The organism is Nonomuraea sp. NPDC048916, from assembly GCF_040649575.1.
Lineage (GTDB): Bacteria > Actinomycetota > Actinomycetes > Streptosporangiales > Streptosporangiaceae > Nonomuraea.
Map to the genome: position 1 here is coordinate 25,410 of NZ_JBEZFS010000005.1, position 25,279 is coordinate 50,688.

27 protein-coding genes are annotated in these 25,279 nt (G+C 71.1%); 13 read left to right on the forward strand and 14 right to left on the reverse strand.

The window, feature by feature from the left end; translation table 11 throughout:
* Nucleotides 1-27: 27 nt before the first annotated feature.
* Nucleotides 28-1,227, reverse strand: a complete 1,200-nt coding sequence (locus AB0C16_RS05940) for a sensor histidine kinase (protein ID WP_357679339.1) — start codon at nt 1,225-1,227, stop codon at nt 28-30.
* A gap of 145 nt (nt 1,228-1,372) precedes the next feature.
* Between AB0C16_RS05940 and AB0C16_RS05945 the strand changes: the two genes are divergently transcribed.
* Entirely contained in the window at nt 1,373-2,260 is an 888-nt protein-coding gene (locus tag AB0C16_RS05945; RefSeq protein ID WP_357679341.1) for a hypothetical protein, read from the forward strand.
* Between the two features lie 16 nt (nt 2,261-2,276).
* Here the strand turns inward: AB0C16_RS05945 and AB0C16_RS05950 are convergent, their stop codons facing one another.
* Both AB0C16_RS05950 and AB0C16_RS05955 read right to left on the reverse strand, forming a co-directional pair.
* Nucleotides 2,277-2,636: an MmcQ/YjbR family DNA-binding protein gene (locus AB0C16_RS05950; RefSeq protein ID WP_357679342.1), complete on the reverse strand. Its 360-nt coding sequence runs from the start codon at nt 2,634-2,636 to the stop codon at nt 2,277-2,279.
* Nucleotides 2,637-2,658: 22 nt separating this feature from the next.
* Nucleotides 2,659-3,963 carry a site-2 protease family protein gene (locus tag AB0C16_RS05955; protein ID WP_357679344.1) on the reverse strand — a complete coding sequence of 435 codons (1,305 nt, stop codon included), beginning with the start codon at nt 3,961-3,963 and terminating at the stop codon, nt 2,659-2,661.
* 155 nt (nt 3,964-4,118) lie between these two features.
* Between AB0C16_RS05955 and AB0C16_RS05960 the strand changes: the two genes are divergently transcribed.
* On the forward strand, nt 4,119-4,724 hold the full coding sequence (locus AB0C16_RS05960; RefSeq protein WP_357679346.1) for a response regulator transcription factor: 606 nt from the start codon (nt 4,119-4,121) through the stop codon (nt 4,722-4,724).
* A gap of 256 nt (nt 4,725-4,980) precedes the next feature.
* Here the strand turns inward: AB0C16_RS05960 and AB0C16_RS05965 are convergent, their stop codons facing one another.
* Complete coding sequence (locus AB0C16_RS05965; RefSeq protein WP_357679348.1) at nt 4,981-6,096, reverse strand: PP2C family protein-serine/threonine phosphatase; 1,116 nt, start codon at nt 6,094-6,096, stop codon at nt 4,981-4,983.
* Nucleotides 6,097-6,213: 117 nt separating this feature from the next.
* Here AB0C16_RS05965 and AB0C16_RS05970 point away from each other — a divergent pair, with 117 nt between their 5' ends.
* A complete protein-coding gene (locus AB0C16_RS05970; protein WP_357679350.1) occupies nt 6,214-7,443 on the forward strand; it encodes a GNAT family N-acetyltransferase in 1,230 nt (409 codons plus the stop codon).
* Between the two features lie 15 nt (nt 7,444-7,458).
* The gene (locus AB0C16_RS05975) at nt 7,459-7,608 is read left to right on the forward strand and encodes a hypothetical protein (RefSeq protein WP_357679352.1); all 150 of its coding nucleotides are present in this window, start codon (nt 7,459-7,461) and stop codon (nt 7,606-7,608) included.
* Here AB0C16_RS05975 and AB0C16_RS05980 read toward each other — a convergent pair.
* Nucleotides 7,605-8,072, reverse strand: coding sequence for a ribose-5-phosphate isomerase (locus tag AB0C16_RS05980; protein WP_357679354.1), 468 nt, complete (start codon nt 8,070-8,072; stop codon nt 7,605-7,607). The two genes, AB0C16_RS05975 and AB0C16_RS05980, sit on opposite strands and share 4 nt — an antisense overlap.
* Nucleotides 8,073-8,176: 104 nt before the next feature.
* Between AB0C16_RS05980 and def the strand changes: the two genes are divergently transcribed.
* Both def and AB0C16_RS05990 read left to right on the forward strand, forming a co-directional pair.
* On the forward strand, nt 8,177-8,662 hold the full coding sequence (gene def / locus AB0C16_RS05985; protein ID WP_357679356.1) for a peptide deformylase: 486 nt from the start codon (nt 8,177-8,179) through the stop codon (nt 8,660-8,662).
* Between the two features lie 9 nt (nt 8,663-8,671).
* A complete protein-coding gene (locus AB0C16_RS05990) occupies nt 8,672-9,400 on the forward strand; it encodes an SDR family oxidoreductase (protein WP_357679358.1) in 729 nt (242 codons plus the stop codon).
* A gap of 68 nt (nt 9,401-9,468) precedes the next feature.
* Here the strand turns inward: AB0C16_RS05990 and AB0C16_RS05995 are convergent, their stop codons facing one another.
* Complete coding sequence (locus tag AB0C16_RS05995; protein ID WP_357679360.1) at nt 9,469-10,872, reverse strand: aldehyde dehydrogenase family protein; 1,404 nt, start codon at nt 10,870-10,872, stop codon at nt 9,469-9,471.
* 138 nt (nt 10,873-11,010) lie between these two features.
* Nucleotides 11,011-11,511: a disulfide bond formation protein DsbA gene (locus AB0C16_RS06000; RefSeq protein WP_357679362.1), complete on the reverse strand. Its 501-nt coding sequence runs from the start codon at nt 11,509-11,511 to the stop codon at nt 11,011-11,013.
* A gap of 210 nt (nt 11,512-11,721) precedes the next feature.
* On the opposite strand from AB0C16_RS06000, the gene pepN reads away from it, so the two are divergent.
* The 3 genes from pepN to AB0C16_RS06015 all read left to right on the forward strand — a co-directional run bounded on the left by pepN (nt 11,722) and on the right by AB0C16_RS06015 (nt 16,820).
* Nucleotides 11,722-14,283: an aminopeptidase N gene (gene pepN / locus AB0C16_RS06005; protein ID WP_357679364.1), complete on the forward strand. Its 2,562-nt coding sequence runs from the start codon at nt 11,722-11,724 to the stop codon at nt 14,281-14,283.
* A gap of 143 nt (nt 14,284-14,426) precedes the next feature.
* Nucleotides 14,427-15,827 carry a protein kinase gene (locus AB0C16_RS06010; protein WP_357679366.1) on the forward strand — a complete coding sequence of 467 codons (1,401 nt, stop codon included), beginning with the start codon at nt 14,427-14,429 and terminating at the stop codon, nt 15,825-15,827.
* A gap of 45 nt (nt 15,828-15,872) precedes the next feature.
* Nucleotides 15,873-16,820, forward strand: a complete 948-nt coding sequence (locus AB0C16_RS06015) for a hypothetical protein (protein WP_357679368.1) — start codon at nt 15,873-15,875, stop codon at nt 16,818-16,820.
* Between the two features lie 172 nt (nt 16,821-16,992).
* Here the strand turns inward: AB0C16_RS06015 and AB0C16_RS06020 are convergent, their stop codons facing one another.
* From AB0C16_RS06020 to AB0C16_RS06030, 3 genes are read right to left on the reverse strand one after another with little or no spacing between them, the layout of a single operon-like run.
* Nucleotides 16,993-17,355, reverse strand: coding sequence for a DUF5130 family protein (locus AB0C16_RS06020; RefSeq protein ID WP_357679370.1), 363 nt, complete (start codon nt 17,353-17,355; stop codon nt 16,993-16,995).
* A gap of 6 nt (nt 17,356-17,361) precedes the next feature.
* Nucleotides 17,362-17,652, reverse strand: a complete 291-nt coding sequence (locus AB0C16_RS06025; RefSeq protein WP_357679372.1) for a hypothetical protein — start codon at nt 17,650-17,652, stop codon at nt 17,362-17,364.
* 55 nt (nt 17,653-17,707) lie between these two features.
* Nucleotides 17,708-19,114, reverse strand: coding sequence for an amidase (locus tag AB0C16_RS06030; RefSeq protein WP_357679375.1), 1,407 nt, complete (start codon nt 19,112-19,114; stop codon nt 17,708-17,710).
* A 140-nt stretch (nt 19,115-19,254) separates the two neighbouring features.
* Here AB0C16_RS06030 and AB0C16_RS06035 point away from each other — a divergent pair, with 140 nt between their 5' ends.
* Complete coding sequence (locus tag AB0C16_RS06035; protein WP_357679377.1) at nt 19,255-20,079, forward strand: nuclease-related domain-containing protein; 825 nt, start codon at nt 19,255-19,257, stop codon at nt 20,077-20,079.
* Here AB0C16_RS06035 and AB0C16_RS06040 read toward each other — a convergent pair.
* Nucleotides 20,076-20,771 carry a TetR/AcrR family transcriptional regulator gene (locus tag AB0C16_RS06040; RefSeq protein WP_357679380.1) on the reverse strand — a complete coding sequence of 232 codons (696 nt, stop codon included), beginning with the start codon at nt 20,769-20,771 and terminating at the stop codon, nt 20,076-20,078. The genes AB0C16_RS06035 and AB0C16_RS06040 overlap by 4 nt on opposite strands.
* Nucleotides 20,772-20,861: 90 nt before the next feature.
* Here AB0C16_RS06040 and AB0C16_RS06045 point away from each other — a divergent pair, with 90 nt between their 5' ends.
* From AB0C16_RS06045 to AB0C16_RS06055, 3 genes are all read left to right on the forward strand, one after another.
* Nucleotides 20,862-21,641, forward strand: a complete 780-nt coding sequence (locus tag AB0C16_RS06045) for a thioesterase family protein (RefSeq protein ID WP_357679382.1) — start codon at nt 20,862-20,864, stop codon at nt 21,639-21,641.
* 92 nt (nt 21,642-21,733) lie between these two features.
* A complete protein-coding gene (ilvD, locus tag AB0C16_RS06050) occupies nt 21,734-23,572 on the forward strand; it encodes a dihydroxy-acid dehydratase (protein WP_357679384.1) in 1,839 nt (612 codons plus the stop codon).
* Between the two features lie 109 nt (nt 23,573-23,681).
* Nucleotides 23,682-24,191, forward strand: a complete 510-nt coding sequence (locus tag AB0C16_RS06055; protein ID WP_357679386.1) for a WYL domain-containing protein — start codon at nt 23,682-23,684, stop codon at nt 24,189-24,191.
* Between the two features lie 91 nt (nt 24,192-24,282).
* Here AB0C16_RS06055 and AB0C16_RS06060 read toward each other — a convergent pair whose 3' ends face one another.
* The 3 genes from AB0C16_RS06060 to AB0C16_RS06070 all read right to left on the reverse strand — a co-directional run bounded on the left by AB0C16_RS06060 (nt 24,283) and on the right by AB0C16_RS06070 (nt 25,238).
* The gene (locus AB0C16_RS06060; protein WP_357679387.1) at nt 24,283-24,495 is read right to left on the reverse strand and encodes a zinc ribbon domain-containing protein; all 213 of its coding nucleotides are present in this window, start codon (nt 24,493-24,495) and stop codon (nt 24,283-24,285) included.
* Between the two features lie 14 nt (nt 24,496-24,509).
* On the reverse strand, nt 24,510-24,653 hold the full coding sequence (locus AB0C16_RS06065; protein ID WP_357679389.1) for a hypothetical protein: 144 nt from the start codon (nt 24,651-24,653) through the stop codon (nt 24,510-24,512).
* Nucleotides 24,654-24,731: 78 nt separating this feature from the next.
* Nucleotides 24,732-25,238 (reverse strand): HNH endonuclease, encoded by a 507-nt coding sequence (locus AB0C16_RS06070; protein ID WP_357679896.1) that lies wholly within the window; start codon nt 25,236-25,238, stop codon nt 24,732-24,734.
* Nucleotides 25,239-25,279 lie beyond the last annotated feature (41 nt).

The following is a 25,279-nucleotide window of genomic DNA, read 5'->3' on the forward strand; positions in this document are numbered from 1 at the left end:
CATGTCACAGCGCTCATGTCACAGCGCTCATGTCACGGTGCCGTTCGGGTCGTAGGGCAGTCGAGCCGCCACGCGAAAGCCTCCTTCGGGCCGGGATTCCGCGCTGAACGTGCCTCCGTACATCTTGGCCCGTTCGCGCATGCCGATGAGGCCGTGTCCGCCGTGGCCCGGTCGCGGCGGCCGGCCGTGGCGGGGGCCGTCGTCGACGACCTCGATCACGGCTTCCCGTCCGTCGATGTCCACGGTGACCGAGCAGCGGGTGGGCCCCGCGTGGGTGATGACGTTGGTCAGGGCCTGTTGCACGATCCTGTACACCGACACCGCGACCGCGGGAGGTATCGCAGTTTCTTCGCGGACGGTCAGGTCCACCTCGACCCCGGCCGAGCGGGCGTGAGCGGCCAGCTCGGGCAGACCCGCCATGCCGGGGACGGGCAGATGGGCCTGCTGGGGATCGCCGTCGGATCGCAGGAGGTCGAGCACTCGGTGGATCTCGGTGAGCGTGCTTCGGCTGGTCTGCTCGATGACGGCCAGCGCGGCGCGTACCTCCTGCGGGCGGGCGTCGGCGACATGGTTGGCGACGGTGGCCTTGACGGCGATCAGGCTCATGCTGTGGCCGATGACGTCATGCAGTTCCCGGGCGATGCGCCGGCGTTCGTCGGTCACCGCGGCCTCGGCGAGGTGGCGAACGAGGCGAGCGGTCGTGTCCCGCTTCCAGCGCACGACCGTTCCGACGGCCCATCCGGCGGCCAGCAGTACACCGATCACCCCGATCTCGATCGGCCAGTACGGTGGCAGCTCGCTGGGCGAGGCCGCGGGCGGGAGGCCGGGGAGCACCTGGGCGTAGAAGATCAGGACCGCGGTCACCGCGGCGGACAGGCAGACCGCCAAGCCCGCCACCGACCATGCGGCCGAGGTGGTGGTGGCCACCAGGTACAGCACGAGCACGGTCGGCACGAAAGACACCCAGATCACGCCCGCGGCGACGGCACCGGCCACGGTCGCCAGCACGCCCGCGGCGCACGCGAGACCGAGCATGGCCCGCGGCCAGCGCCGCCGGACCGCGACCGGAAAGCTCACAACCGCCGCTACCGGCCAAGCCGACCAAGCGGGCCACCACGACGACGGTCCCGGCGGATCGACGATGGCGTATCCGACGAACAGCGCCACGATGACCGCCACCGCCGCGTCGGCAACGCCCCTTCCGCCGAGCCGCCGAGCCCACTCCATGACGAGAAGTTATCGCCTCACCAGATCGCCCGGCATCTGCCCACGGTCAGACACCCGCATCCGTCTGGGGTCGTACCCCCGGCTCGTGCCTGCCCGCCAAGATGCGACCTGAGCCAGACGCGCCCCCACCGCACCGCCCATCACCATGCTGGTGCGCCCGGCATACCGAGCCGGGACGCGCCGGCACCGACAAGATGGGCAGGAAGCCATGAATGTTGATCTCAGCGGGCGAATCACCCGATGGCGAGGGGCCGGCGCGGACCGGCGCGCCGCCAACGCCACGGCCAACCTGGGCCGGCAACCCCCGTTTCCCGGACGATGGGTGAGCGCCGTCGCGCTGATCTGCGGCCCCGCCCTGGTCATGGCCGGGATTCTCCTACGCTCCCGGTTCCACTTCTTCTTCCCTGATCAGCTCGCCGCCTACACCCGGCACCCCGCCCTCATCACCGCCGCCTACGCCTGCTTCGCCTGCGGGACCATCCTGCTGTGGCCGGCGGTCATGACGCTGGCGCAAAGGATCGCCGCCACCAGCCCGCTATGGGGACTGTGGGGCGGCTGCCTGGTGATCGTCGGCCTGTTCACCCGAACCTTCCAGTTCGGCACCGATCACCTGGCCTTTCACCTGACCGACAGCCTTGGCCTGCAAGCAATGATCAACGGCATCGGCGACTACTACGTGGCATGGCGGGATACGCGCTGGCATCCGTTCAGGACACTGTCCGGACCAGCCTTCATCGGCTGGATCGTGCTGGCCATCGGCGCCTACCGCTCCGGCGCCCTGGGGCTGGGCCGCTCGATCGCGCTCGGCCTGATGTCGGTGCTCGCGCTCGGGACGCTCAAAGGCACCCAGATCCCGCAGTCCATCATCGCCGCAGGCGGACTCTGCGCCGCGTTCGTCCCCCTGGGCATCTCCCTGCTACGCAGCGGCCCCCCGCCGAGCAAACGCGCCATGCTGTGGCTCATCGTCCTCGTCGGATGGCTCGCCTTCGGAGCAGCCTTCGGCTCCACCTTGGCACCGTTCATGCGAGGCTGAGGACGGCCCGGCCGCGTCAGGGCATGCGGGCCACGAGGGACTTGGGTGCGATCACGCGGTAGGCGTCGGCGACGATCTCCGCGATCTCCGCGATCTCCGCCCAGTCCACCTCGACGTCGAGGTAGACGCCGAGCCAGCCCCGGTGGCCGACGTACGGCGGGCGGAAGAACCGGGCGGGGTCCTCGGCCACCAGTTCCTCCTGCACCCCGGGAGGGGCCGCGCACCAGAAGCCCAGGCGGTCGTCGTGGTGATGGTCGGCGTAGGTGACGAACGTCTTCCTGTCCCTGACGAACCAGGTCGGCTCGCCGTGGCTGAGTCGTTCGGTGGTCTCGGGCAGGGCCAGGCAGAGCCTGCGCAACTCGTCCAGCGGATCCATGGTCAGACGGTACGCCCGAGGGTCAGCCGGTGAGCCTGAGCGGGTTGAACAGGTCGGCGTAGACGAGCAGGCCGGCCATGATGATCATCACGAAGGCCAGCGCGTAGGTGAGCGGCAGCACCTTGGCGATGTCGACGTAGGCGGGCTCGGGCCGCCGCATGATCCGGGCGTAGGCGCGCTTGATGCCCTCCCAGAGCCCGCCGGCGATGTGGCCGCCGTCGAGCGGCAGCAGCGGGATGAGGTTGAACATGCCGATCGCCAGGTTGAAGCCGGCCAGCAGGTTGACGAAGATGGCGAACTTCTGCGTGCCGGTCATGTCGGAGGCGAGGATCTCGCCGCCCAGGCGTCCGGCGCCCACGACGCCGACCGGGCCCTCGGGGTCGCGCTTCTCGCCCGAGAAGGCGGCGTGCCACACGCCGACCATCTTCTCCGGCAGCTTGACCAGCGAGACGGCCACCCTGCCGGTCAGCTCGCCCATGTAGCCGACGACCTGGCCCATGCTCTGCTTCTGCATGACCTCGGTGGGCATGACGCCGAGGAAGCCGACGTTCTTCTCAATCGTCGCGGGGTCGTCGGGCTTCGGCCGGTCCTGGGCGATGAGCGTGACGTCGAGCGTCATGGGCTTGCCCCCACGCAGGATGCCGACTTCGGCGGCGCCGGCGCCGTGTGAGCGGATCAGGCGGGTGGCGTCGTCCCAGGAGGTGACGGGCCGGCCGTTGAAAGAGACGATCTCGTCGCCGGCCTTCATGCCGGCCTTGGCGGCGGGGGTGGGCTCGTCGGTGGATTTGCACTCGGTGCGCTTCTCGGTGGCCGGGATCACGCACGTGTGGGTCTGCGGAGACACGATCGGGGCGTAGCCCGGCAGGCCGATGCCGACCAGCAGGATCGAGAAGAACACGAACGCCAGCACGAAGTTCATCGCCGGGCCGCCGGACATGATGATGACCTTCTGCCACCACTTCTTCCGGTAGAAGACGCGGTTCTCATCGCCGGGCCGGACCTCTTCCAGGGCCACCTCGCGGGCGGTCTCGATGAGGCTCTGGAACGGGCCCGTCGAACTGCCCCTGAGCTTGGCGGGGTCGTCGCCCGGCCGCGGCGGCAGCATGCCGATCATGCGGATGTAACCGCCGAGCGGCAGCCACTTGATGCCGTATTCCGTCTCGCCCTTCCTGCGTGACCAGGCCGTCGGCCCGAAGCCGACCATGTACTGGGGCACCCTGACGCCGAAGATCTTGGCCGGCACGAGGTGGCCGATCTCGTGCAGTGCGATGGACGCCATCAGCCCGATGAAGAAGATGACGATCCCCGCGAGGAAGAGCCAGTCCATATACGCGCGCTCCAGGCCGGCGGAAGGTCTTGACAGGCACAGACTAGTCGAACTCTCCACACCTGGATGGCTTGCACACGCTTTGCGGAATCGACAGACTGCGTTGACAGTGCGCGATCAGACGATCACTCTGGGACGTGACGAAGGGAGGCGCCTTGATCCGGATTTTGGTCGCCGAGCACCTGCCGCTGGTGCGGCGGGGCCTGGTCGCCTCCCTCGACGCCGAGCCCGACCTGCACGTCGTCGCCGAGGTGGGCAGCGCCGAGGACGTCCTGCCCGCGGCGCTCACCTACGAGCCCGACACGGCGGTCATCGACCTGGATCTGCCCGGTTCGGGTGGTGTGCCCGCCGTCGCGCGGCTGCACGAGAAGGCGCCCGGCTGCCGGGCGCTCGTCCTGTCGGCCCAGCCGACGCCCGGCCAGGTGCGCAGGGCCTTCGCCGCGCACGCGCTCGGCTTCATGAGCCTCGACGTCGCTCCCGAGCAGCTTGCGGAGGGTCTGCGGCAGGTCGCGGCGGGCCGCCGGGCGGTCGACTCGGAGCTGGCGATCGCCGCCCTGCAGGCCGCCGCCAACCCACTGACCCGGCGGGAGCTCGACGTGCTGCGCATCGCCGCCGGAGGCGCCCGGTCCGCGGAGATCGCCGACCAGCTGTTCCTGTCGGTCGGCACCGTACGCAACCACCTGTCGCGGATCATGTGCAAGACCGGCGCGCGCAACCGCCTCGACGCCGTACGCATCGCCAGCGACGCCGGCTGGCTCTGACCGGCGCGAGGCCCGTCACAAGGGCCGCCACAAGGGCCGCCACGAGAACGTCACCAGGAGCGGTGTGAGAACCGCCGCGAGCGGGCCGAACCCCGGACGGAGCCGCGCCGCTCCCCCGGGGCTCGGGCTCATGGGCAGAGCATTACGAGAATCCCAGGACTCCTGGGCACCGGCCAGTGACCGCGATCATCGTTGGGGCATGCGTTCGGTCACGGTGCGACCCGTGTCGTTCGTCACTACCCGTCACCGCGCGTCACTACGGACGCCAGATGAGCACCAGCGCGCAGTCGTCGTTGTGCCCCGACGACATCACGTTGACCAGCGCCCGCGCGCCGTCGCGGAACCCCGACGGCAGCAGCCGCTCCGCCTCGCCGAGCAGTTTGTCGAGACCGGCGTCGATGTCGCGCCCGGGCTCCTCGATCAGCCCGTCGGTGTAGAGCAGCAACGCGTCGCCCTTGCGCAGGGTGCCGCTGTCGGGCTCGCAGTGCAGGTCGGGCACCACGCCGAGCACCACGCCCTTGGCCGTGGCCACCTGCCAGTTGCCCGTGCCGGCGTCGAACTTCACCACCGGCGGATGGCCGGCCGAGGTGATCGTGTAGGCGCCCGTCGCCAGGTCGAGCCGGACGTGCACGGCGGTCACGAACCCCTCGTCGCCGCGCTGGCGGTGGAGGTAGGCGTTGCAGGCCGGCAGGAAGTCGTCGACCGAGCCGAGCAGCCCGCCAAAGGTGCCCGACAACAGCAGCGCCCTGGTGCCCGCGTCGACGCCCTTGCCCGACACGTCGACCAAGGCGATCTCCACCTTGTCGTCGTCGCGCATGGAGACCAGGAAGTCGCCGCCGAAGGAGGACCCGCCCGCCTGTTTGAGCACGACCTTGGCGCCCCAGTCCTTGGGCAGCGCGGGCAGCTCACCCTGGCTCTTGAGCCGGTCGCGCAACTCCAGCAGCATCGCGTCGCCGCGCAGCCCCTGCACTCCGAGCTTGCCGCGGGTGCGGGCCATGAGCACGGCCAGGACCGTGGTGAAGCCGATCGTCACCATGAGCCCGAGCCCGATCCTGCCCACGCCGAGGGTGATGGCGATGTAGCCGAGCGCGACGGCGACGGCCACGAGCAGCTTGGCCAGGCTGGCCAGCCGAAGCTGCAGCCCGCCCAGCAGGGTGATGAGGATGAGCAGCGAGGGTGAGAACCACTCGGTCGAGACCCGGGCGGCCAGCAGGCCCACCAGGAGCGTCAGCACGGTGAGCGTGACCAGCAGGTTGCGGTCACGGGCCAGCGGCCCCCTCCTGAGGAACCGTACGGCGGCCACCAGGAACGGCACCCGTACGAGGAGCGCACGGAGCCATGGCGGGATCAGCGGCGCCGGACGGGAACTCATGATGCGCCTGACTGTAGCGGTCTGGCCCGGCTTTGGGCAGCCCACTTGACCAACGCCTTGATCATCGTGCCTGGATAATCGGTGGCTCTCGCCTCTGGGGGCTCATACGGTGGACGGATGACGTATCCGATCCGTCCGGTTGACGAGGCCGAGTGGCCGGCGTTCGCCGAGGTGCTCTCCGAGGGGTTCGGCTGGACGCCCCATCCTCAGCAGTTCGCACGACACAAGGCGCAGAGCGAGTTCGACCGCACTCTGGCGGCGTTCGACGGCGAGGTCATCGCGGGCGTCACTGCCGTCTTCAGCCTCACGATGACCGTGCCGGGCGGTCAGATCCCGGTCGGCGGCGTGACGGCCGTCAGCGTGCTCCCTTCACACCGCCGCCGGGGCGTGCTGTCCGCGCTGATGCGCCGGCAGCTGCACGACATCCGCGAGCGGGGCGAGTCCGTCGCCGCCCTGTACGCCTCCGAGGCGGCGATCTACGGCAGGTTCGGCTACGGCCGGGCGGCCGGCGAGCTGTCGTTCCGGATCCACAAGCACGGCTCGGCCTTCGTCCGGGACACTCCCGGAGATCCGTCGCTCCGGATCAGGGTGGCGAAGCCGGCCGAGGCGAGGGCCGACTTCGAGCGGCTGTTCGCCTCGATCGCGTCCCGGCGCCCGGGGCGCTACCTGCGCAACGAGCACTTCTGGACGGGCCTGCTGGCCGACGAGGAGTTCGACCAGCACGGGCAGGGCATGCTGCGCTCGGTGATCGCCGAGGACGACCAGGGGGTGCGCGGCTACGCGATCTTCCGGATCAAGGCGAGCTGGGACTCCAACGGGGTGCCCGACGGCGAGCTGAAGCTGTACGAGCTGGAGGCGGCCGATCCCGCGGCCTACGCGCTGCTGTGGCGCAGCGTGCTCGACCGTGACCTGGTGTCGCGGGTGGACGCGGCCGGCAGGCCGGTCGACGACCCGATCATCGCCCTGCTCGCCGACCCGCGGCAGTTGCGCGCGTCGTGGTCGGACGAGCTCTGGGTCCGGCTGGTCGAGGTCGACCGGGCGCTGACCGCGCGCTCCTACGCCGCGGCGGTCGACGTGGTGATCGAGGTCGAGGACGAGGTGTGCCCGTGGAACGCGCGCCGCTGGCGGCTGAGCGCCGACCCGACGGGCGCCGAGTGCAAGCCGGTCGAGGACGAGCCCGACGTGTCGCTGCCGATCTCCTCGCTCGGCTCGGGCTACCTGGGCGACGGGCTGCTCACCACGCAGCTCGACGCCGGTCTGCTGCGCGAGCACTCCCCCGGCGCGGTGCGGGCGCTGGCCACGGCGATGTCGTGGAGCCCCAGGCCATGGGCGGGGCTGACCTTCTGACGTAGGCTCCGAGTCATGGCGCTGCAGAGTTTGCAGATCACGACGGTCACCGCGATGCGCGCACGCGACGTGTCGAAACCGTCGAAGGAGCAGCAGGAGGCCGCCGACCGGCGGCCCCTGCGTGACGAGATGCCGAGGCGCGACCCCAAGCGCCGCGGAGGTTAGGGCAGCGAGGGCAGCTGGCCGATGGTCTCGTAGGTCTCCACCTGGGCGATGCGACGGCTGTGGCGCTCGGCACCGGAGAAGGGCGTCGACAGGAAGACCTCGACGAACCTGGTGGCGTCTTCGGTGGAGTGCATCCGGGCGCCCACGCTGACCACGTTGGCGTTGTTGTGCTCGCGGGCGAGCCGGGCCGTCTCCTCGCTCCAGGCCAGGGCGGCGCGGATGCCGCGCACCTTGTTGGCGGAGATCTGCTCACCGTTGCCGGACCCGCCGATGACCACGCCCAGGCTGCCGGGGTCGTCGGCCACGCCCTCGGCCGCCCGGAGGCAGAACACCGGGTAGTCGTCCTCGGCGTCGTAGACGAAGGGACCGCAGTCGGTCACCTCGTGGCCGTGGTCCTTCAGCCAGGACACGAGATGGTTCTTGAACTCATAGCCGGCATGGTCGGCACCGATGTAGACGCGCACGGCACCAGTCTTCCACAGCGGCGTCCCTCGGACTCCCGACGCCTGCGTTCTGGCTAGAGTAAGGGGCCCTGTGGCTGTCCAGTCCTTACGGAGGTAGAGCATCCATGCGTGAGATCCGCGTGATCGGCGACCCGGTCCTGCGCACGCCCGCGGAGCCCGTGCAGGGCTTCGACCGCGAGCTGCGCCGGCTGATCGACGAGATGTTCCAGGCGATGTACGCGGTGGACGGGGTCGGCCTGGCCGGGCCGCAGATCGGCGTCTCCCGGAGGCTGTTCGTCTACGACATCAGCGGCCGCAAGGGGCACGTGGTCAACCCCGTGCTGACCGTGGACGACCCGGAGGAGGTCGTCGACGAGGAGGGCTGCCTGTCCGTCCCCGACCGGCAGGCAGGCCGGCCGTCCTACGCGCCGGTCGCGCGGGCCGCCGGGGTGACGGTCGAGGGCTTCGACCGGCTGGGCCGTCCCGTACGGGCGAAGGCGCGCGGCTCGCTGGCCCGGTGCTTCCAGCACGAGACCGAACACCTCGACGGCAGGCTGTACATCGACCGGCTGCCCAAGAGCGAGGCGCGCAAGATCATGCTCAAGGCGTAGGTTGGCGGCATGAGCTCACTTTCGAGCAAGGGCGCGCTGGTGACGGGAGGCTCGCGCGGCATCGGCCGGGCCATCGTGGAGCGGCTGACCGCGGACGGGGCCGACGTGGTGTTCAGTTACCACACCAACGCCGAGGCGGCCGAGCAGGTGGCCGAGCGGACGGGAGCGCTGGCCGTACGCGCCGACCAGGGCAGCGAGGAGGATCTCGAGCGGCTGTTCGCCGCGGCCGAGAGACGGCTGCCCGGCATCGACGTCGTCGTCAACAACGCGGCCGAGGGCGGGCAGGGTCCCATCGCCGACGTGACGCGGGAGACCTACGACCGGGTGTTCGCGGTCAACGCCCGCGCGACGTTCCTGGCCATCCAGTGGGCGGGCAGGGTGATGCGCGACGGCGGCCGGATCATCAACATCTCCACCCTCAACACCGCGGTGCCCGCGCCCGGCATCGCCCTCTACGCGGCGAGCAAGGCCGCGGTCGAGCAGTTCGCCAAGGTGGCGGCGCGCGAGCTGGGCGGGCGCGGGATCACCGTCAACGTCGTCTCACCCGGCGCCACCGACACCGAGATGCTGCGCTCCAGCAACCCGCCGGAGGCGCTGGAGCAGGCCCCGGTGTTCACCGCGTTGAGGCGGCTGGGACAGCCCGACGACATCGCGGCCGTAGTCGCCTTCCTCGCCGGGCCCGACGGGCGGTGGATCACCGGGCAGAACCTCCGGGCCACCGGCGGAATGCTCCTCTAGCCTTCACGGCCCTTACCGGGCCGTGGAGGCCGAGGCTCTCGCCGGCCCGCCCGCGCCGGCCTCCCGCTTCACAGCTGCAGGGACTTGATCTCGAGATACTCGTCGAGGCCGTGCTCACCCAGCTCGCGGCCCACGCCCGACTGCTTGTAGCCGCCGAACGGCGCCATCGGGTTGAACTTGCCGCCGTTGATCATCACCTGGCCGGTGCGGAGCTGCCGGGCCACCGCCACGGCCCGCTCCTCGGTGCCGGCCCAGACCGCTCCGGACAGGCCGTACCGGGTGCCGTCGGCGATCCGCACCGCCTGGTCCTCGGAGGTGTAGGGGATGATCGACAGCACCGGGCCGAAGATCTCCTCCTGCTCGATCGTCATGCCGGGCTCGACCGCCGCGAAGATCGTCGGCTCGACGTAGAAGCCGCGGGCCAGGGGCGGCTCGGTGCCGCCGGTGACCAGCCGGGCGCCCTCTTCCTGGCCCCTGTTGATGTAGCGGACCACGCGCTCGCGCTGGGTGGCGGAGACGAGCGGGCCGATCCTGGTCGCCTCGTCGAACGGGTCGCCCACCGTGTACTTGCGCGCCGCCTCGACGGCCAGGCCGACGGCCTCGTCGTACTGGTCACGGTGGACGATCATGCGGGTCCACGCCGAGCAGGTCTGGCCCGCGTTGACGAAGCAGTTGGCGACGCTCACCTTGACGGCCACGTCGAGATCGGCGTCGGGCAGGATGACGCTGGCGGACTTGCCGCCCAGCTCCAGGGCGACGCGCTTGACCGTCTCGGCCGCCAGCGAGGCCACCCTGCGCCCCGCGCCCGTCGAGCCGGTGAAGGAGATCATGTCGACCTCGGGGTGCGCGGCCATGGCCTCGCCCACCACCGGCCCACGCCCGCTGACCAGGTTGAACACGCCGGGCGGCAGGCCGACCTCGTGGAAGACGGCGGCCAGCGCGTAGGCGGCGAGCGGCGCCACCTCGCTCGGCTTGAGCACGACCGTGCAGCCCGCGGCCAGCGCCGGGGCCACCTTGCAGATGATCTGATGCAGCGGGTAGTTCCACGGCGTGATCGCCGCGACCACGCCGACCGGCTCCTTGACCACGAGCGAGTTGCCGACGCGTGACTCGCGCGGGTGGCTCTCGGCCAGCCGGGCGTACGCGCCGAGCACGCCGGCGGGCATCAGGGTCTGCACCTTGAGGGCGAAGCCGAGCGGGGATCCCATGTCGCTCGCGATCGTCCTCGCGATGTCGTCGGCGCGCTCGGTCAGCAGCTCGGCGGCGGCGGCCAGGAGCTTGCCCCGCTCGGCCGGCGCGGTGGCCGACCAGGAGGGGAAGGCTCTTCGCGCGGCCAGAACCGCGCTCTCCACGTCGTCAGGGGCGCCCGCGGGCACCCGGTCGATGATCTCCTCCGTGGCCGGATTGACGACGTCGATCGCCTCACCCGAGGCCGAAGCGGTCCAGGCACCGCCGATGTACAGCTGACGCATAGCCCCCATCCTCGCGCGCCTGCCGTCACAAAGCGAGGGCAGGCGCTTGACGCACCCTTTCCAGCAGCGTAAGGCCATGCGCCCGGGATTGAGGGGGTTGTGGCGAACTCAGGCGAACTCAGGCGAACTCAGTCGAACTCAGTCGAATGTCGGCGGGCGCGTACGGGACCGCTTGAGCTCGAAGAAGTCCTCGAAGGCGGTCACCAGGAGGACACCGTCCCAGAGGCGGCCGGCTTCGTCGCCGCGCAGGACGCGGGTGATGACGGGGCCGAAGAAGGCGTTGGCGCCGACGCGGATGACGGGGGTGCCGACCTCCTGGCCGACCAGGTCGATGCCGGTGTTGTGCGACTCTCGGACGGCGGCGTCGAACTCCTCGGACTCCGCGGTCGCGGCGAGCTCGGTGTCGAGCCCGACGGCGGCCAGCGACTCCTCGAGGGTCTCGCGCAGCAGGTCGAGCCGCTTGTTGCGGCCCTCGTTGTGCAGCCGGGTGCCGATCTCGGTGTAGAGGGGGCCGATCACGGGCTCGCCGTACTTGGCCGCGGCGGCGGCGATGACCCTGACCGGCTCCATGGCCTTGCCGATCTGCTCACGGTAGGCCTCGCTGACGTCCTTGTCCTCGTTGAGCACGGTGAGGCTCATGATGTGCCACCGGATCTCGATGGGCCGAACCTTCTCTACTTCGAGAAGCCATCGTGACGTGACCCAGGCGAATGGGCAGAAAGGATCGAACCAGAGATCCACAGGAGTCTTGACAGTCATGTCTGGCCATAACCTATGGGAGTCCGTGTCCTATTCCCAGCGTGGCAGGATACCGGCATACCCCAACGAAGTGGTGCAAAGGAGCGCAACTTGGCAGGCAATCTGACCCGGGACGAGGCTCGCGAGCGTGCTCGGCTGCTGAATGTCGAGTCGTACGAGGTCGCGCTCGATCTGACAGAGGGGGACGAACGCTTCGAAAGCGTCACGACGGTCCGTTTCACCAGTGAGCGGCCCGGCGCGTCCACCTTCATCGACCTGCACGGCGCCAACGTCAGGCAGGTCGCGCTCAACGGCGTAGAGCTCGACGTCTCCGCCTATGACGCCGAGAAGGGCCGCTTCCCGCTCCCCTCGCTGGCCGAGTCCAACCTGCTGCGCATCGACGCCGACTGCGCCTACCTGCGCAGCGGCGAGGGTTTGCACCGCTTCGTCGACCCCGTCGACCAGAAGGTCTACCTGCACAGCCAGTTCGAGACGGCCGACGCGCACCGCATGTACGCCTGCTTCGACCAGCCCGACCTCAAGGCCGCCTTCCAGCTGACCGTGCTGGCCCCGGGCGACTGGGAGGTCGTCTCCAACGCCGCCGCCGAATCCGTCGAGGACCTGCCCGGCGAGGGTGGCAGGCACGGGGGCGTGCAGGCGGCCAGGCGGTGGCGGTTCCCGGCCACGCCGATCATGTCCACGTACATCACCGCGCTGGTCGCCGGGCCCTACCACAAGGTGACCTCCGAGCACGACGGCATCCCGCTGGGCGTCTACTGCCGCGCCTCCCTCGCCGAGCACCTCGACGCCGACAACATCCTGGAGGTCACCCGGCAGGGGTTCGACTTCTTCCACCGGGTGTTCGGCGTGCGCTACCCGTTCGGCAAGTACGACCAGCTGTTCGTGCCCGAGTTCAACGCGGGCGCGATGGAGAACGCCGGCTGCGTGACCTATCTCGAGGACTACGTCTTCCGCTCCCGCGTCACCGACGCCGTGGTCGAGCGGCGGGCCGAGACGATCCTGCACGAGATGGCCCACATGTGGTTCGGCGACCTCGTCACCATGCGCTGGTGGGACGACCTGTGGCTCAACGAGTCGTTCGCCACCTACATGTCCGTGCTGGCCCAGGCCGAGGCCACCCGCTGGGGCAAGGGCGCGTGGACCACGTTCGCGAACGTGGAGAAGTCCTGGGCCTACCGCCAGGACCAGCTGCCCTCGACGCACCCGATCGCCGCCGACATCCCCGACATGCAGGCCGTCGAGGTCAACTTCGACGGCATCACCTACGCCAAGGGCGCCTCGGTGCTCAAGCAACTGGTCGCCTACGTCGGGCTGGACAACTTCCTGGCCGGCGTGCGCGACTACTTCACCGAGCACGCCTGGGGCAACACCGAGCTGAAGGACCTGCTCGGCGCGCTCGAGCGCACCTCGGGCCGCGACCTGTCGTCGTGGTCCAAGGAGTGGCTGGAGACCGCCTGGGTCAACACGCTCCGCCCGTCGTTCACCGTGTCGCCCGACGGCCGCTTCGAGCGCTTCGAGGTGCTCCAGGAGGCGCCCGTCGACTATCCGACGCTGCGCTCACACCGCGTCGCGATCGGCCTCTACTCGCTGGCCGACGGCGTGCTCACCCGGACCAAGCGGGTCGAGCTGGACGTCGTGGGCGCCCGCACGGTCGTGCCCGAGCTGGCCGGCGAGGTGCAGCCCGACCTGGTGCTGATCAACGACGACGACCTGACCTACGCCAAGATCCGCCTGGACGAGCAGTCGCTCGGCACGCTGGTCGCGGGCGGCATCGCCGGCTTCACCGAGTCGCTGCCCAGGGCCCTGTGCTGGTCGGCGGCCTGGGACATGACGCGCGACGGCGAGATGTCCACCCGCGACTACGTCAAGCTGGTCATCTCGGGCATCGGCACGGTCAAGGACATCACGGTCCTGCAGGCGGTGCTCCGGCAGGCGCGGATGGCGGTGCAGCAGTACGCCGACCCGGCGTGGCGGCCGGAGGGCATGGCCGTGCTCGCCGCCGAGCTCAGGTCGCTCCTGGCCACCGCCGAGCCAGGCTCCGACCACCAGCTGGCCTACCTGCAGGCCTACGCGCCGGTGGCCACCTCGCCCGACGACCTGGCCCTGCTGCGCGGCATCCTGGACGGCTCGGCCGTCCCCGAGGGGCTGAGCGTCGACACCGACCTGCGCTGGACCCTCGTCCACGCGCTGGTCTCGGGCGGCGAGCTGGGCGAGGCGGACATCGCCGCCGAGCTGGAGCGCGACCCCACCGCCACCGGCGAGCGGTCCGCGGCGCTGTGCCGCGCGGCCGTCCCGACGGCCGAGGCCAAGGCCGCCGCCTGGGAGCGGATCGTGGGCGGCGAGCTGGCCAACCACATCGCCCGCACCACGATCAGCGGCTTCCAGGACCCGCACCACCCCGAGCTGGTGGAGCCCTACCGGAAGAAGTACTTCGCCGAGGTCGGCCGGATCTACCAGGAGTGGACGTTCGACCAGGCGCAGACGTTCGCGGTGGGATGCTTCCCGTCGCTGCTGATCGAGCCCGAGACGGTCGCGGCGGCCCAGGACTACCTGGTCACGGCCAAGCCGCCGCAGGCACTGCGCCGCCTGATCCTCGAAGGCGCCGACGGCGTGAGCCGTGCCCTGCGCAACCGGGCCAAGGACGCGTCCTAAGGCCCTCACCGGACCCCGGCCGCGCCCTGCGGCCGGGGCACCGCCCGTTTCGCCCGGTACGGCGGCCGGAAGCGCGGTCGCCCGTCTCCCGCGGCCTCCGGAAACGGCGATCGTACCGAAGACGCGGTGTTAGCCTCGGAAACGTGTTCGGCTCCGGGACCACGCTCAACGATCGCTACGTGCTGACCAGCCGCCTCGGCGGCGGGGGCATGGGCGAGGTGTGGCGTGCCGACGACACGGTGCTCGGCCGCACCGTCGCCGTCAAGGTGATGATGCCCGCGCTGGCCGAGAATCCCGCGTTCGCCCAGCGCTTCCAGAACGAAGCCAGAGCCATGGCCACGCTCCGGCATCCCGGCGTGGTCGACGTCTACGACTACGGCGCCTGCGAGGTCGACCAGCGCCGGGTGAGCTTCCTGGTGATGGAGCTCGTCCACGGCGAGTCGCTCGACCACGTGCTGCGCCGGGGCCCGCTCGGCCCGGCCGCCACCATGCGCCTGGTCGCCGAGGTGGCCGACGCGCTGGCCGCCGCCCACGCGCAGGGCATCGTGCACCGCGACGTCAAGCCGGCCAACCTGATGATCAGGTCCGACGGCCGCGTCGCGCTCACCGACTTCGGCATCGCCCACTCCGTCTCGGCGGGCCAGCTCACGGCGACCGGCACGATGCTCGGCTCGGCCGCCTACTGCGCTCCCGAGATGGCCACGGCCAGCGACGTGACGCCCGCCGTGGATCTCTACTCTCTGGGCGTGGTGGCCTACGAGTGCCTGACCGGGCGGCTGCCGTTCCAGGGTGACACTCCCGTACAGATCATCTACAAGCACCTGCACGCGCCCGTCCCGGAGCTGCCCGGCGAGGTGCCGCCCGGGCCCCGCCGGCTGGTCGCCAGGGCGCTGGAGAAGACGCCCGAGAGGCGCTGGGCCTCGGCCAACGAAGTGGCCCTGGCCGCGCGCCAGGCCATGGCCTCGCCCGCCTCGCCTGCCTCACCGATCTCGCCCGCCTCATCCGCGTTCGTGCCCGCCACGGCGCCGACCCTGCCTGCTGCCCCGTCGCCCGGAGCACCGTCCGCGACGCCGCTGTCCTCGGCGTTCGACTCGCCAGGGGGGCGGTCCGGCTCGCGCCGCCGCGTGCTGACCGTGGCCCTGTCGATCATCACCGCGCTCGCGGCCACCGTGGCCGTGGCGGGTTCGGTCTGGATGCGTCCCGACAGCGCCGCCGAGCAGGTCACCGTGCCCCCGCCGGTGACGACGAGCCGGGCTCCGTCCCCGATCGAGACCCCCACCGGCAGGCAGCCGGCGCAGCAGCAGGCGCCGCCGACCAAGGGCGCCTCGGCCCCCGCCGTGACGGCCACCACCACGCCCACGACGACGCCGAGCGCCACTCCCACGACCACGCCCGAGCCGACCGAGAAGCCCACCACCTCGCCTCCGCAGGAGCCCGACCCGACCGAGGAGCCCACGTCGCCCGGTCCGCAGGAGCCCGAGCCGACCGCCGAGGAGCCCAAACCGACCGGCGACATCCAGTGCATCAGGGAGCCCTGCCCCTGACGGCGGCGCATCTCGGGCTCTTCGGGGCCGTGAGAGAGTGATCAGGTGAACTCGACTCGCGACCTGTTCATCGCATTGGCCCGCCGTTACGCGTTCGCCGATCTCGGAGCACTGGCCCCCGATCCCGAGATCGCCGACGTGTGCGACTTCGGGCAGCGGCTCCTCTCCCTCGACGCCGAGGACTTCGCCGTCGAGGCGCGATCCGTGCCGGCCGATCTGAGGCGGCGCGCTCGAGCGTGTCACATGCCGCAGACCGCGCGCGAGCAGCCGCGCGGCGCGCTCGAGTCGCTGCGGCCCGCCTACGGGCTGCTGCTCGAGGTGATCGCCGTCCGCTGGCACCGGCGCGAGCTGAGCCCCATGATCGCCGCCGTGCACATCGCCGGCGAATACCTTCCGCTGCTGGCGTTCGAGGCGCAGCTCGGCCACGCGGGCGACCCCGCGCGATGGCCTGACGGGCTGAGCGCCCCGGGCAGCAGGTTCGGCGTGATCGGCGACCGTGACTGCGACCACACCAAATCAGAGCAGTCCGCCACCAACCGGACGCTCCGGGTGTCGGCCGAGCCGCCGGAGGGCTGGCGCGCCTACTTCGACCGGCAGCACAGCCAGGTCGCGGGCGCGGTGGCCGTCTGCGTCGCCACCTGCCGCAAGCCGTGCACGGCGATGCACTGGATCGATCCGGAGCAACGCGCCGACCTGGGCCTTCGCGCCCGCACCGCGCTGGCCTTCGCCGAGACCCCCCTGGTACGGCTACGCCACGCGGCACCCGTCGGCCACGGCTTCGGCGTGCCCTCACCGCAGGAGGTGCTCGACGCCTGGGAGCGCAGCCGGGCCGCGCTCGACAAGAACGAGGTCGGGGCGGCGGCCGTCAAGGACGACGACTTCCCACTGCCCGGCCTGCCCGCGCTCTTCTCGGCCATCGCCGGCGCGCCCATCACGCCCGCCACGCTGCTCGACGGCGTCAGCCGCCACGTCGTCGGCCTGCTCGAACGCTAGATCCGGCCGGCCATCGCCACCGGCCGGCCGTGGCCGGCCCTGTCACCGCCTGACCGCGGCCCGCCGCTGTCACCGTCTTGCTGTGGTCCACCGCTGTCCCGGGAGCTGTGGCCCACCGGTGTCACCGTCTTGCCGTGTCCACCGCTGTCCCGGGAGCTGTGGCCCACCGGTGTCACCGTCTGGCCGTGGCCTGTTCGCCCAGTGCGCCGATGCCGTACAGCAGGCCGCCCACCAGGTCGCCGACGCTGAACGCGGTGGCCATCGACATCGCGGTCAGCCGGCAGGCCGAGTCGGGCAGCCGGCGCCTGGTGTTGGCCCCGGTCACGATCTCCAGGGCCCGCCCGGCGACGTCGACCAGGATGACGACGGCGTCGTCGGCCTCGTCACCGAGCGCGGCGTGCAGCCGCTCGGCGAAGTGCCGCCGCGCGCCCTCCGGCCGGCCGAGGAAGAGGCCGAACCGCAGGCCACTGCGCCGTTCGGCGACCAGAAGCGCCTTCCTGACATCGTCGGCCTGCGCCGTGCTCAGTATGCGCATCGCCCATCACCACCCCGCCGAGGCTCCGCCGGTGCGGCCGCCGGGCTCGGCCGTCCGGGCCGTGTCGATCCAGTCGGACTCGGGGACCGGCGCCCAGCGTGGCAACTGGTCGGCCAGCACCAGCCCCGAGGTGCTCACGCCACGCTCGCCGCGGCCTGGGCCGCCGAGCCACACCGGGCCGGCTTCGGCCCTGTGTGCCGGGCTCCTGCCGGGGACCAGCACCAACAGGCTGATCAGCACGAACAGTCCCAGTGACATCCCGATGAGGAGGACCAGAGTCTCCTGCGCGCCGTTCACACCAAGAACGTAATCCCGCTTCGCCCGTCCGGCCAGACCTCTTCGCCCGGGGGACCTACCAGACCGGTGGCCGCCGATCGCCCCAGAAACCGCCTCTGGCGGCCTCCACCTGGGCCGACAGCGAGATCAGCGTGCCCTCGTCACCGACCCGGCCGGCCAGCATGACACCGATCGGCAGCCCTTCACCGGTCCAGTGCAGCGGCAGGTTGACCGCGGGCTGGCCGGTGATGTTGTAGACGGCCGTGAACGTGGCGAATCTGCTCATCCGCTCCAGCGTCTCCTCGACGCCGGCCACGTCCTCGAACCAGCCCACCGGCCGGGGTGGCTGGGTGACGGTCGGGGTGAGCACCGCGTCGTAGCCGTCGGTCACCGCGACCCCTGCCCGGCAGGCCAGCTGGAGCGCGGCCTGGGCCTGCAGGAAGGCCGGGGCGGGGGTGGCGAACCCGCGCTCGCGCAGCCAGGCGGTGATCGGCCGCAGCAGGCCCGTCTGGTGCTCGGCGACGGGATGCATGCAGGCGAACGAGCACCACATGGTAATGAAATGCGGCACCATGTCCGGTCCGTACGGCCGGGCGATCTCGACGACGTCGTGGCCCAGCGCGGCGAGCGTGTCGGTGGCCTCGTCGTAAGCGGCCAGCACGTCGGGATCGACCTCGGCCCCCGGCACCACGGGGTCGGCGTACCGGGCGATGCGCAGCCGTCCCGGGTCCCGGCCGGCCCGCTCCAGGAACGTGCCCTCGTGGCGGGGCGCGAGGAACACGTCGCCGGGGCTGTTGTGGGCCATCACGTCGAGCAGCGCCGCCGCGTCGGCGACGGTGCGCGTGATCGGGCCGTTGGTGGACAGGCCGGCGAGGTCGGGGATGATCGGCGCGAAGCTGATCCGGCCCCGGGTGGGCTTGATGCCGTACAGGCCGCACACCGAGGCAGGGATGCGGATCGAGCCGGCGCCGTCGCTGCCCTGGGCGGCGGGAGCCAGCCCGGCCGCCACCGCGGCCGCCGCGCCACCGCTCGACCCGCCGGCGGACCGGCTGGTGTCCCACGGCGAGCGGGCGGGTGGCGACAGGTCGGTCTCGGTGTAGCAGGGCAGCCCGAACTCGGGCGTCGCGGTCTTGCCCAGCATGACGGTGCCGGCCTCGCGCAGCCGCTCCACCACCGTGTCGTCCACGGGCGCGACGAACTCCCGGTATGTCGACGAGCCGAACATGATCGGCACGTCCTTCACCAGGTTAAGATCCTTGATCGGGATCGGCACTCCGGCGAGCGGACCGTCTGGTAGCTCCTTCTCCAGGCGGCGAGCCTGCTCGAGGGCCCTCTCGGCGGTCACGGTCACGTACGCGCCCACGCGCGGGTCGATGCGCTCGATCCGGTCGAGGTAGTGCTGGGTGAGCTCGACCGGTGAGATCTCCTGGTCGCGGACGGCCTGCGCCTGCTCGAGAGCCGAAAGCTCGTGAAGGTCTCGCACGCTGCCTCACCTTAGGGATCTCTAGCGAGGAAGGTAATAGATACCCGGAAAACGGGCGTGGAACACGATGAGCTGGGCCATAAAACTATGGACAGGGCAAGACTAGGAAACGACGAGAACCACGGGCTACGGTGATCTACGTGGACTCCGACCACCAGCGAGAAGACGGTCCCAGCACCTCACCCATCTGGGTGAGCGATCGACGCGAAGAGGACCAGCCCACCGCGAAGCCGGCGGCGCCCACGTCGACCTATGCGCCCGTGGAGCGCGCCTCACTGCGCGGCCTGCTGCGGCAATCACGCTTCCGGCATCTGCGCAACCGCGCGCTGCTGGCGATCGGGGTCGGCCTGGTCGTGGGCTTCCTCGCGCTCGACTGGCGCGTGGGCGTGAGCGCGGGCGTGGTCGCGGCCATCCTCGACACGGTCTACCGCGCGCGGTCCCACTCGACCGTGCCGGCCTGGCGCCGTGCCTCCATCGCCGAGCGCCGCACCGAGGCGCAGCTCCGCAAGCTGGAGCGCAGCGGCTACCGCACCCTCCACGCCAGGGCGATCCCGGGCAGCGACGCCCAGATCGACCACCTGGTCGTGGGCCCGACCGGTGTGTACGCGGTCGACTCCGAGAAGTGGGACAAGCGGCTGCCGGTACGCGTGCAGATGGGCAAGAAGCTCTTCCACGGGCCCTTCGACATGAAGCCCCGCCTCACCGAGGCGAAGTGGGAGGCGACCCAGGCCAGCGAGCTGATCAGCAAGGCGTACGGGCGTGAGATCTCGGTCGTGCCGTCGCTGGCCATCTACGGGCCCCAGGTGCCGTGGAAGATCATGACGATCCGCGGCGTCGACGTCTACGAGGGCGCCCGCGCCCGCAAGTGGATCACCAAGCGCGAGCGGGCCCTCACCGACGCCGAGATCGAGCGGCTCCACGAGATCGCGGCCCAGGTGCTGCCCGCGAGATACGGCGAGGGTTAGGCCGGCGGCTCGGCCCGCGCGGCGAGCCGTACACCGAGGTCGTCCAGCTCTCCGGCCAGTTCCGCGCTGGGCGGGAGCCGCCGCGGCAGGCGCCCGTGGAGCGCGCTGCCGAATCCGGCGACCCGCACGATGTGGTCGATCAGCGCCTCCCTGTCGCCGGGCCACGGGAACGACGGCTGGGCGAGGAACAAGGAGGCGCAGCCGTGCACGGCCGACCACAGGCCCAGTGCCAGCGTCTCGGGGTCGCCACGTAGCGCGCCGGTCTCGACGCAGGCGGAGACCACGCCGACCATGTGGCCGAAGCAGGTCGCGGCGGCCGGGTGCACGCCTTCGGACGACGACGGGCGCATCATGAGCACCCGATACTGCACCGGGTGGTCGAGCGCGAAACGGGCGTAGGCGCGTCCGCACCTGCCGAGCGCGAGGAAGGGGTCGCCGCCGGAGTTCTCGGCGAAGATCCTGCCGAGCCCGTCCCAGACCCGCAGGCACACGGCCTCGACGAGCGCTTCCTTGTCGGCGAAGTGCAGGTATACCGACGGCGTGGACACGCCGGTCCGCTCGGCCACCGCGCGGATCGTGAGCGACTCCTCCGTGCCGGTCTCGTCCAGCAGGGCCTCGGCGGCGCGCAGGATCTCCTCGCGCAGCCGCGCGCCCTCTCCACGCCTGGCGCGCACGCGTCTCGTCGTGGTCATGGGTCTTAGCTTGACGCCATCAAGTTAACGATGTCAATCTGACCTTCTGCGGAAGGGGTATCAATGGGGACATTTCACGAAGCGACTGCTGTGACTGCCCGGGGCGAGGGCGAGTTCGGCGCGGTGCTCGACGCGCAGTGGAGCGTCGGCGCCCGGCTGCACGGCGGCTACCTGCTCGCGGTGCTCGGCCGGGCGGCCTGCGAGAGCGCGGGATCCGGCCACCCGCACGTGACCACGGTGAGCGGATCCTTCGTCGAGCCGCCCGAACCGGGCGCCGCCGACGTCCAGGTGCGGACACTGCGCGTCGGCAGGAGCGTCGCGCAGGTCAGCGCGACCCTGGCGCAGCAGGGCAGGCCGCGGGTGGAGGCGCTGATCACGCTGGGGTCGCTCGACGACGCCGGCCCGTGGTGGTCGAGCGTCGAGCCGGTGGAACTCCCGCCCAGGCAGGAGTGCTTCCTGGTGCCCGCCGACTCTCAGGGAGCCGGCTTCCCCATACCGCTGATGGACGTGGTCGAGCAGCACCTTCATCCCGGCCACCTGGCCTTCGCGTTCGGCGAGCCCGCCCGGCGGGGTGTGGTCGCGACCTGGCAGCGCCTGGCGGACGGCACCGACTGGGATCCGCTCAGCCTGCTCGTGGCCCTCGACCCGGTGCCCCCTGCCTCCTACGACCTGGGCCTGCCGGGATGGGCGCCCACCATCCAGTTCTCCGCCTATCTCCGGCGGCTGCCCGCTCCCGGCCCGATCCGGGTGCTGCTGCGGGCCACGGACGTCGGCGGCGACCGGATGGACGAGACGGCCCTGGTCTGGGACGACAAGGGCCGCCTGGTGGCCCAGGCCACCCAGCTCGCGGCGGTGCGCCTGCCCGCCTAGCCGCGATCTCGTGTCCACGCCGTGGACGACCGTCTCAGCAACCGGGCGGTGGCCGTACCATGGGAAGACTCGCTAGCGATGGGAGAAGCCCAATGCCCGCCCTCAGGTCACGTACGGTCACCCACGGCAGGAACATGGTCGGTGCCCGGGCCCTGCTCCGGGCGACCGGTGTGGCCGGAAGCGACTTCGGCAAGCCCATCATCGCGGTGGCCAACAGCTTCACCCAGTTCGTCCCCGGCCACGTGCACCTGCGCGAGGTCGGCGACGTGGTGTCGGCCGCGATCCGCGAGGCGGGGGCCATCCCGCGTGAGTTCAACACGATCGCCGTCGACGACGGCATCGCGATGGGCCACGGCGGCATGCTCTACTCACTGCCGTCGCGCGAGCTGATCGCCGACGCCGTCGAATACATGGTCAACGCCCACTGCGCCGACGCGCTGATCTGCGTCTCCAACTGCGACAAGATCACGCCCGGCATGCTGCTGGCCGCGCTCCGGCTGAACATCCCCACGATCTTCGTCTCCGGCGGCCCGATGGAGGCCGGCAAGACCCCGGGCCGCAAGCTCGACCTGATCGACCCGATGATCGCCGCGGCCGACGAGTCGGTGTCCGACGCCGACCTGCTGGAGATGGAGGAGAACGCCTGCCCGACCTGCGGGTCGTGCTCCGGCATGTTCACCGCCAACTCCATGAACTGCCTGGCCGAGGCGATCGGCCTGGCCCTGCCGGGCAACGGCACGATCCTGGCCACCCACAAGCGGCGCGAGCGGCTGTTCCAGGACGCCGGCCGCCAGGTGGTGGAGATCACCCGCCGCTACTACGAGGACGACGACGAGTCGGTGCTGCCGCGCTCGATCGCCACCCACGAGGCGTTCGAGAACGCGATGACGCTGGACGTGGCGATGGGCGGCTCCACCAACACGATCCTGCACATCCTGGCCGCGGCCCGCGAGGCGGGCGTCGACTTCGGGCTCAAGGCGATCAACGAGATCTCGCTGCGGGTGCCGTGCCTGTGCAAGGTCGCCCCGGCGACGAACAAGTACCACGTCGAGGACGTCCATCGGGCGGGCGGCATCCCGGCCATCCTGGGCGAGCTCGACCGGGCCGGGCTGCTCCACCGCGACGTGCCGACGGTCAACGGCGGCACGCTCGGCTCCCTGCTCGCCGAGTGGGATCCGCGCTCGCCTTCCGTGCGGCCGGAGGCGGTCGAGCTGTGGCACGCGGCGCCGGGCAACGTCCGCACCGTGAAGCCCTACTCGCAGGACAACCGCTGGGACTCCCTCGACCTCGACCGCGCCGAGGGCTGTGTCCGCGACATCGAGCACGCCTACACGGTCGACGGCGGCCTCGCGGTCCTCTACGGCAACATCGCCCGCGACGGCGCGGTGGTCAAGACGGCCGGCGTGGACGAGTCGATCTGGAAGTTCAGCGGGCCGGCGGTGGTGTTCGAGTCGCAGGAGCAGGCGGTCGAGGGCATCCTCGGTGACCGCGTGCGCGAGGGCGACGTGGTGGTCATCCGCTACGAGGGGCCCAAGGGCGGGCCGGGCATGCAGGAGATGCTCTACCCGACCTCGTTCCTCAAGGGCAGGGGCCTGGGCAAGGCGTGCGCGCTGGTCACCGACGGGCGCTTCTCGGGCGGCACGTCCGGGCTGTCGATCGGCCACGCCTCCCCCGAGGCCGCCGAGGGCGGGACGATCGCCCTGGTCGAGGACGGCGACATCATCGACATCGACATCCCGTCGCGGACACTTGAGCTGCGGGTGCCGGAGCCCGAGCTGGCGGCGCGCCGTGAGCGGTTGCTGGCCGACCTCGGCGGCTACCGTCCGCGCGACCGTCACCGCCCGGTGAGCGTGGCCCTGCAGGCCTACGCGGCCATGACCACGTCCGCCTCCACGGGCGCCTCGCGCGACCTGACGCAGCTCTCCCGCTGACGTCCGCCCTGCGACCCTGCCCTTGCCGACCTGTACGGCGAGGGCAGGGTTGCCTTGCTTGCCGTACAGGTTTTCGAAAAATGTCAGTGGCCATCTCTATTGTTTGGGTATGGCTACAGTCGTGAAGCCCACCACCCGCCCGCTGACGACCGCCGAGATCGCCGCCCTCGCCCTCTCCCTCGCCCATCTGGGATCGGGCCCCCAGGCCGTCACCGCCCGGCGCGGCCTGCAGTACATGTTCGAGCACCTGGAGCTCGACGACGACGTCATCGCCACCACCCTCGCGACGCTCACCGACCCGCTGCCCGTGGAGGTCGCCTCCCGGGCCAGGCTCATCGCCGACGCCATCACCAGCCGGCTCATGATCCGGCTCCACTACCGCGACGCCGCCGGACACGTCACCACCCGTGATGTGGAGCCGGTGACGTGCCTGGTCCACCGCGAATACTGGTATCTGGTGGGAGTGTGCAGGATGCGCCGGGGCATCCGGGCGTTCAGGTTCGACCGGATCATCGCGGTGGAGCCCACGCTGTCTCCCTCGCGCCCCCACCTGGCCGACCGGTTCCTGCCGTTCCAGCGGCGCAGGCGCGGCAGGGCCGCCCTCGAGCCCGCGAGCTGACCGGCGCCTGACCCGCCACGCTCAGACCAGTGACGCTCCGCGGCGTGGCACGGCTCGGCGGTGAAAGACCTCACCGCCGAGCCGGCTCAGGTCAGGAGCAGCATCCACCACCGCAGCAGCCACCGCCACCACCACCGGTGGGCCGGGGCGCGGCGGCTCCGCCGGTCATGGCGACCGTCGTGAGGAGCTTGACCGTGTCGTCGTGGCCCTCCGGGCAGGAGGCCGGGTCGTCGGAGGCCGACATGGGACGAGACACTTCGAACGTGGAGCCGCAGGCGCGGCAGCGGAAGTCGTAACGCGGCATGAGCACAGGTTACGTCAGGACGCGAAGGTCACCTGCGCGTAGTCGGCCACCGGCCGGTAACCGATCGACCGGTAGACGGCGTTGCTCACCGGGTCGGCCGGCAGGAACGGCTCGGCGGCCCTGGCATAGGCCTCGACGTCAGCGGTGAAGCTCCACATGCGTGGATCCTGCCAGCCGGCGGCGCGCGGCGGCGAAACGTTATCGGGCCCGGATCCAGCCGGATCCGGGCCCACGCGTCAGGCTGCCGCTTCGAGGTAGGGCGCCCATTGGGGGTCACCGACGAGTGAGGCGCCGATCAGCCGCCAATGAGCGCCCCGTGGCACCGCCGGGGCGACGCGCAGCGTCCACCCCAGCTCCTCCAGGAACTTGTCGGCCTTGCGGTGGTTGCAGGTGGTGCACGAGGCGACGCAGTTTTCCCAGGTGTGGGGACCACCACGGGACCGGGGCACGACGTGGTCGATGGTCTCGGCCCGCAGGCCGCAGTAGGCGCAGCGATAGTCGTCGCGCCGCATGAGCGCCGCCCGGGTCAGCGGGATGCGTGACCGGTAAGGGATGCGGACGTATCTTCGGAGCCGGATCACCGAGGGGACGTCGAGCGTGCAACTGGCGGAGCGCAGGACCGCGCCCCGGCCGTCGCGGTGCACGACGTCGGCCTTCTCCCGCAGCACGAGCACGATCGCGCGGTGCAGCGAGAGCGTGGTGAGTGGCTCATAGGTGGCGTTCAGCAGCAGGACTTGGCGCATCATCGTGCCTCTTCCCGCTGCGCGCGTATCAAGGGGGACAT

Excerpts from the sequence above, each read along its gene's own strand:
- AB0C16_RS05940 (WP_357679339.1), bottom strand. The coding sequence starts at position 1,227 with ATGGAGTGGGCTCGGCGGCTCGGCGGAAGGGGCGTTGCCGACGCGGCG.
- AB0C16_RS05945 (WP_357679341.1), top strand. The coding sequence starts at position 1,373 with ATGCTGGTGCGCCCGGCATACCGAGCCGGGACGCGCCGGCACCGACAA.
- AB0C16_RS05950 (WP_357679342.1), bottom strand. The coding sequence starts at position 2,636 with ATGGATCCGCTGGACGAGTTGCGCAGGCTCTGCCTGGCCCTGCCCGAG.
- AB0C16_RS05955 (WP_357679344.1), bottom strand. The coding sequence starts at position 3,963 with ATGGACTGGCTCTTCCTCGCGGGGATCGTCATCTTCTTCATCGGGCTG.
- AB0C16_RS05965 (WP_357679348.1), bottom strand. The coding sequence starts at position 6,096 with ATGAGTTCCCGTCCGGCGCCGCTGATCCCGCCATGGCTCCGTGCGCTC.
- AB0C16_RS05970 (WP_357679350.1), top strand. The coding sequence starts at position 6,214 with ATGACGTATCCGATCCGTCCGGTTGACGAGGCCGAGTGGCCGGCGTTC.
- AB0C16_RS05975 (WP_357679352.1), top strand. The coding sequence starts at position 7,459 with ATGGCGCTGCAGAGTTTGCAGATCACGACGGTCACCGCGATGCGCGCA.
- def (WP_357679356.1), top strand. The coding sequence starts at position 8,177 with ATGCGTGAGATCCGCGTGATCGGCGACCCGGTCCTGCGCACGCCCGCG.
- AB0C16_RS05990 (WP_357679358.1), top strand. The coding sequence starts at position 8,672 with ATGAGCTCACTTTCGAGCAAGGGCGCGCTGGTGACGGGAGGCTCGCGC.
- AB0C16_RS05995 (WP_357679360.1), bottom strand. The coding sequence starts at position 10,872 with ATGCGTCAGCTGTACATCGGCGGTGCCTGGACCGCTTCGGCCTCGGGT.
- AB0C16_RS06000 (WP_357679362.1), bottom strand. The coding sequence starts at position 11,511 with ATGAGCCTCACCGTGCTCAACGAGGACAAGGACGTCAGCGAGGCCTAC.
- AB0C16_RS06020 (WP_357679370.1), bottom strand. The coding sequence starts at position 17,355 with ATGCGCATACTGAGCACGGCGCAGGCCGACGATGTCAGGAAGGCGCTT.
- AB0C16_RS06040 (WP_357679380.1), bottom strand. The coding sequence starts at position 20,771 with ATGACCACGACGAGACGCGTGCGCGCCAGGCGTGGAGAGGGCGCGCGG.
- ilvD (WP_357679384.1), top strand. The coding sequence starts at position 21,734 with ATGCCCGCCCTCAGGTCACGTACGGTCACCCACGGCAGGAACATGGTC.
- AB0C16_RS06055 (WP_357679386.1), top strand. The coding sequence starts at position 23,682 with ATGGCTACAGTCGTGAAGCCCACCACCCGCCCGCTGACGACCGCCGAG.
- AB0C16_RS06060 (WP_357679387.1), bottom strand. The coding sequence starts at position 24,495 with ATGCCGCGTTACGACTTCCGCTGCCGCGCCTGCGGCTCCACGTTCGAA.
- AB0C16_RS06065 (WP_357679389.1), bottom strand. The coding sequence starts at position 24,653 with ATGTGGAGCTTCACCGCTGACGTCGAGGCCTATGCCAGGGCCGCCGAG.
- AB0C16_RS06070 (WP_357679896.1), bottom strand. The coding sequence starts at position 25,238 with ATGCGCCAAGTCCTGCTGCTGAACGCCACCTATGAGCCACTCACCACG.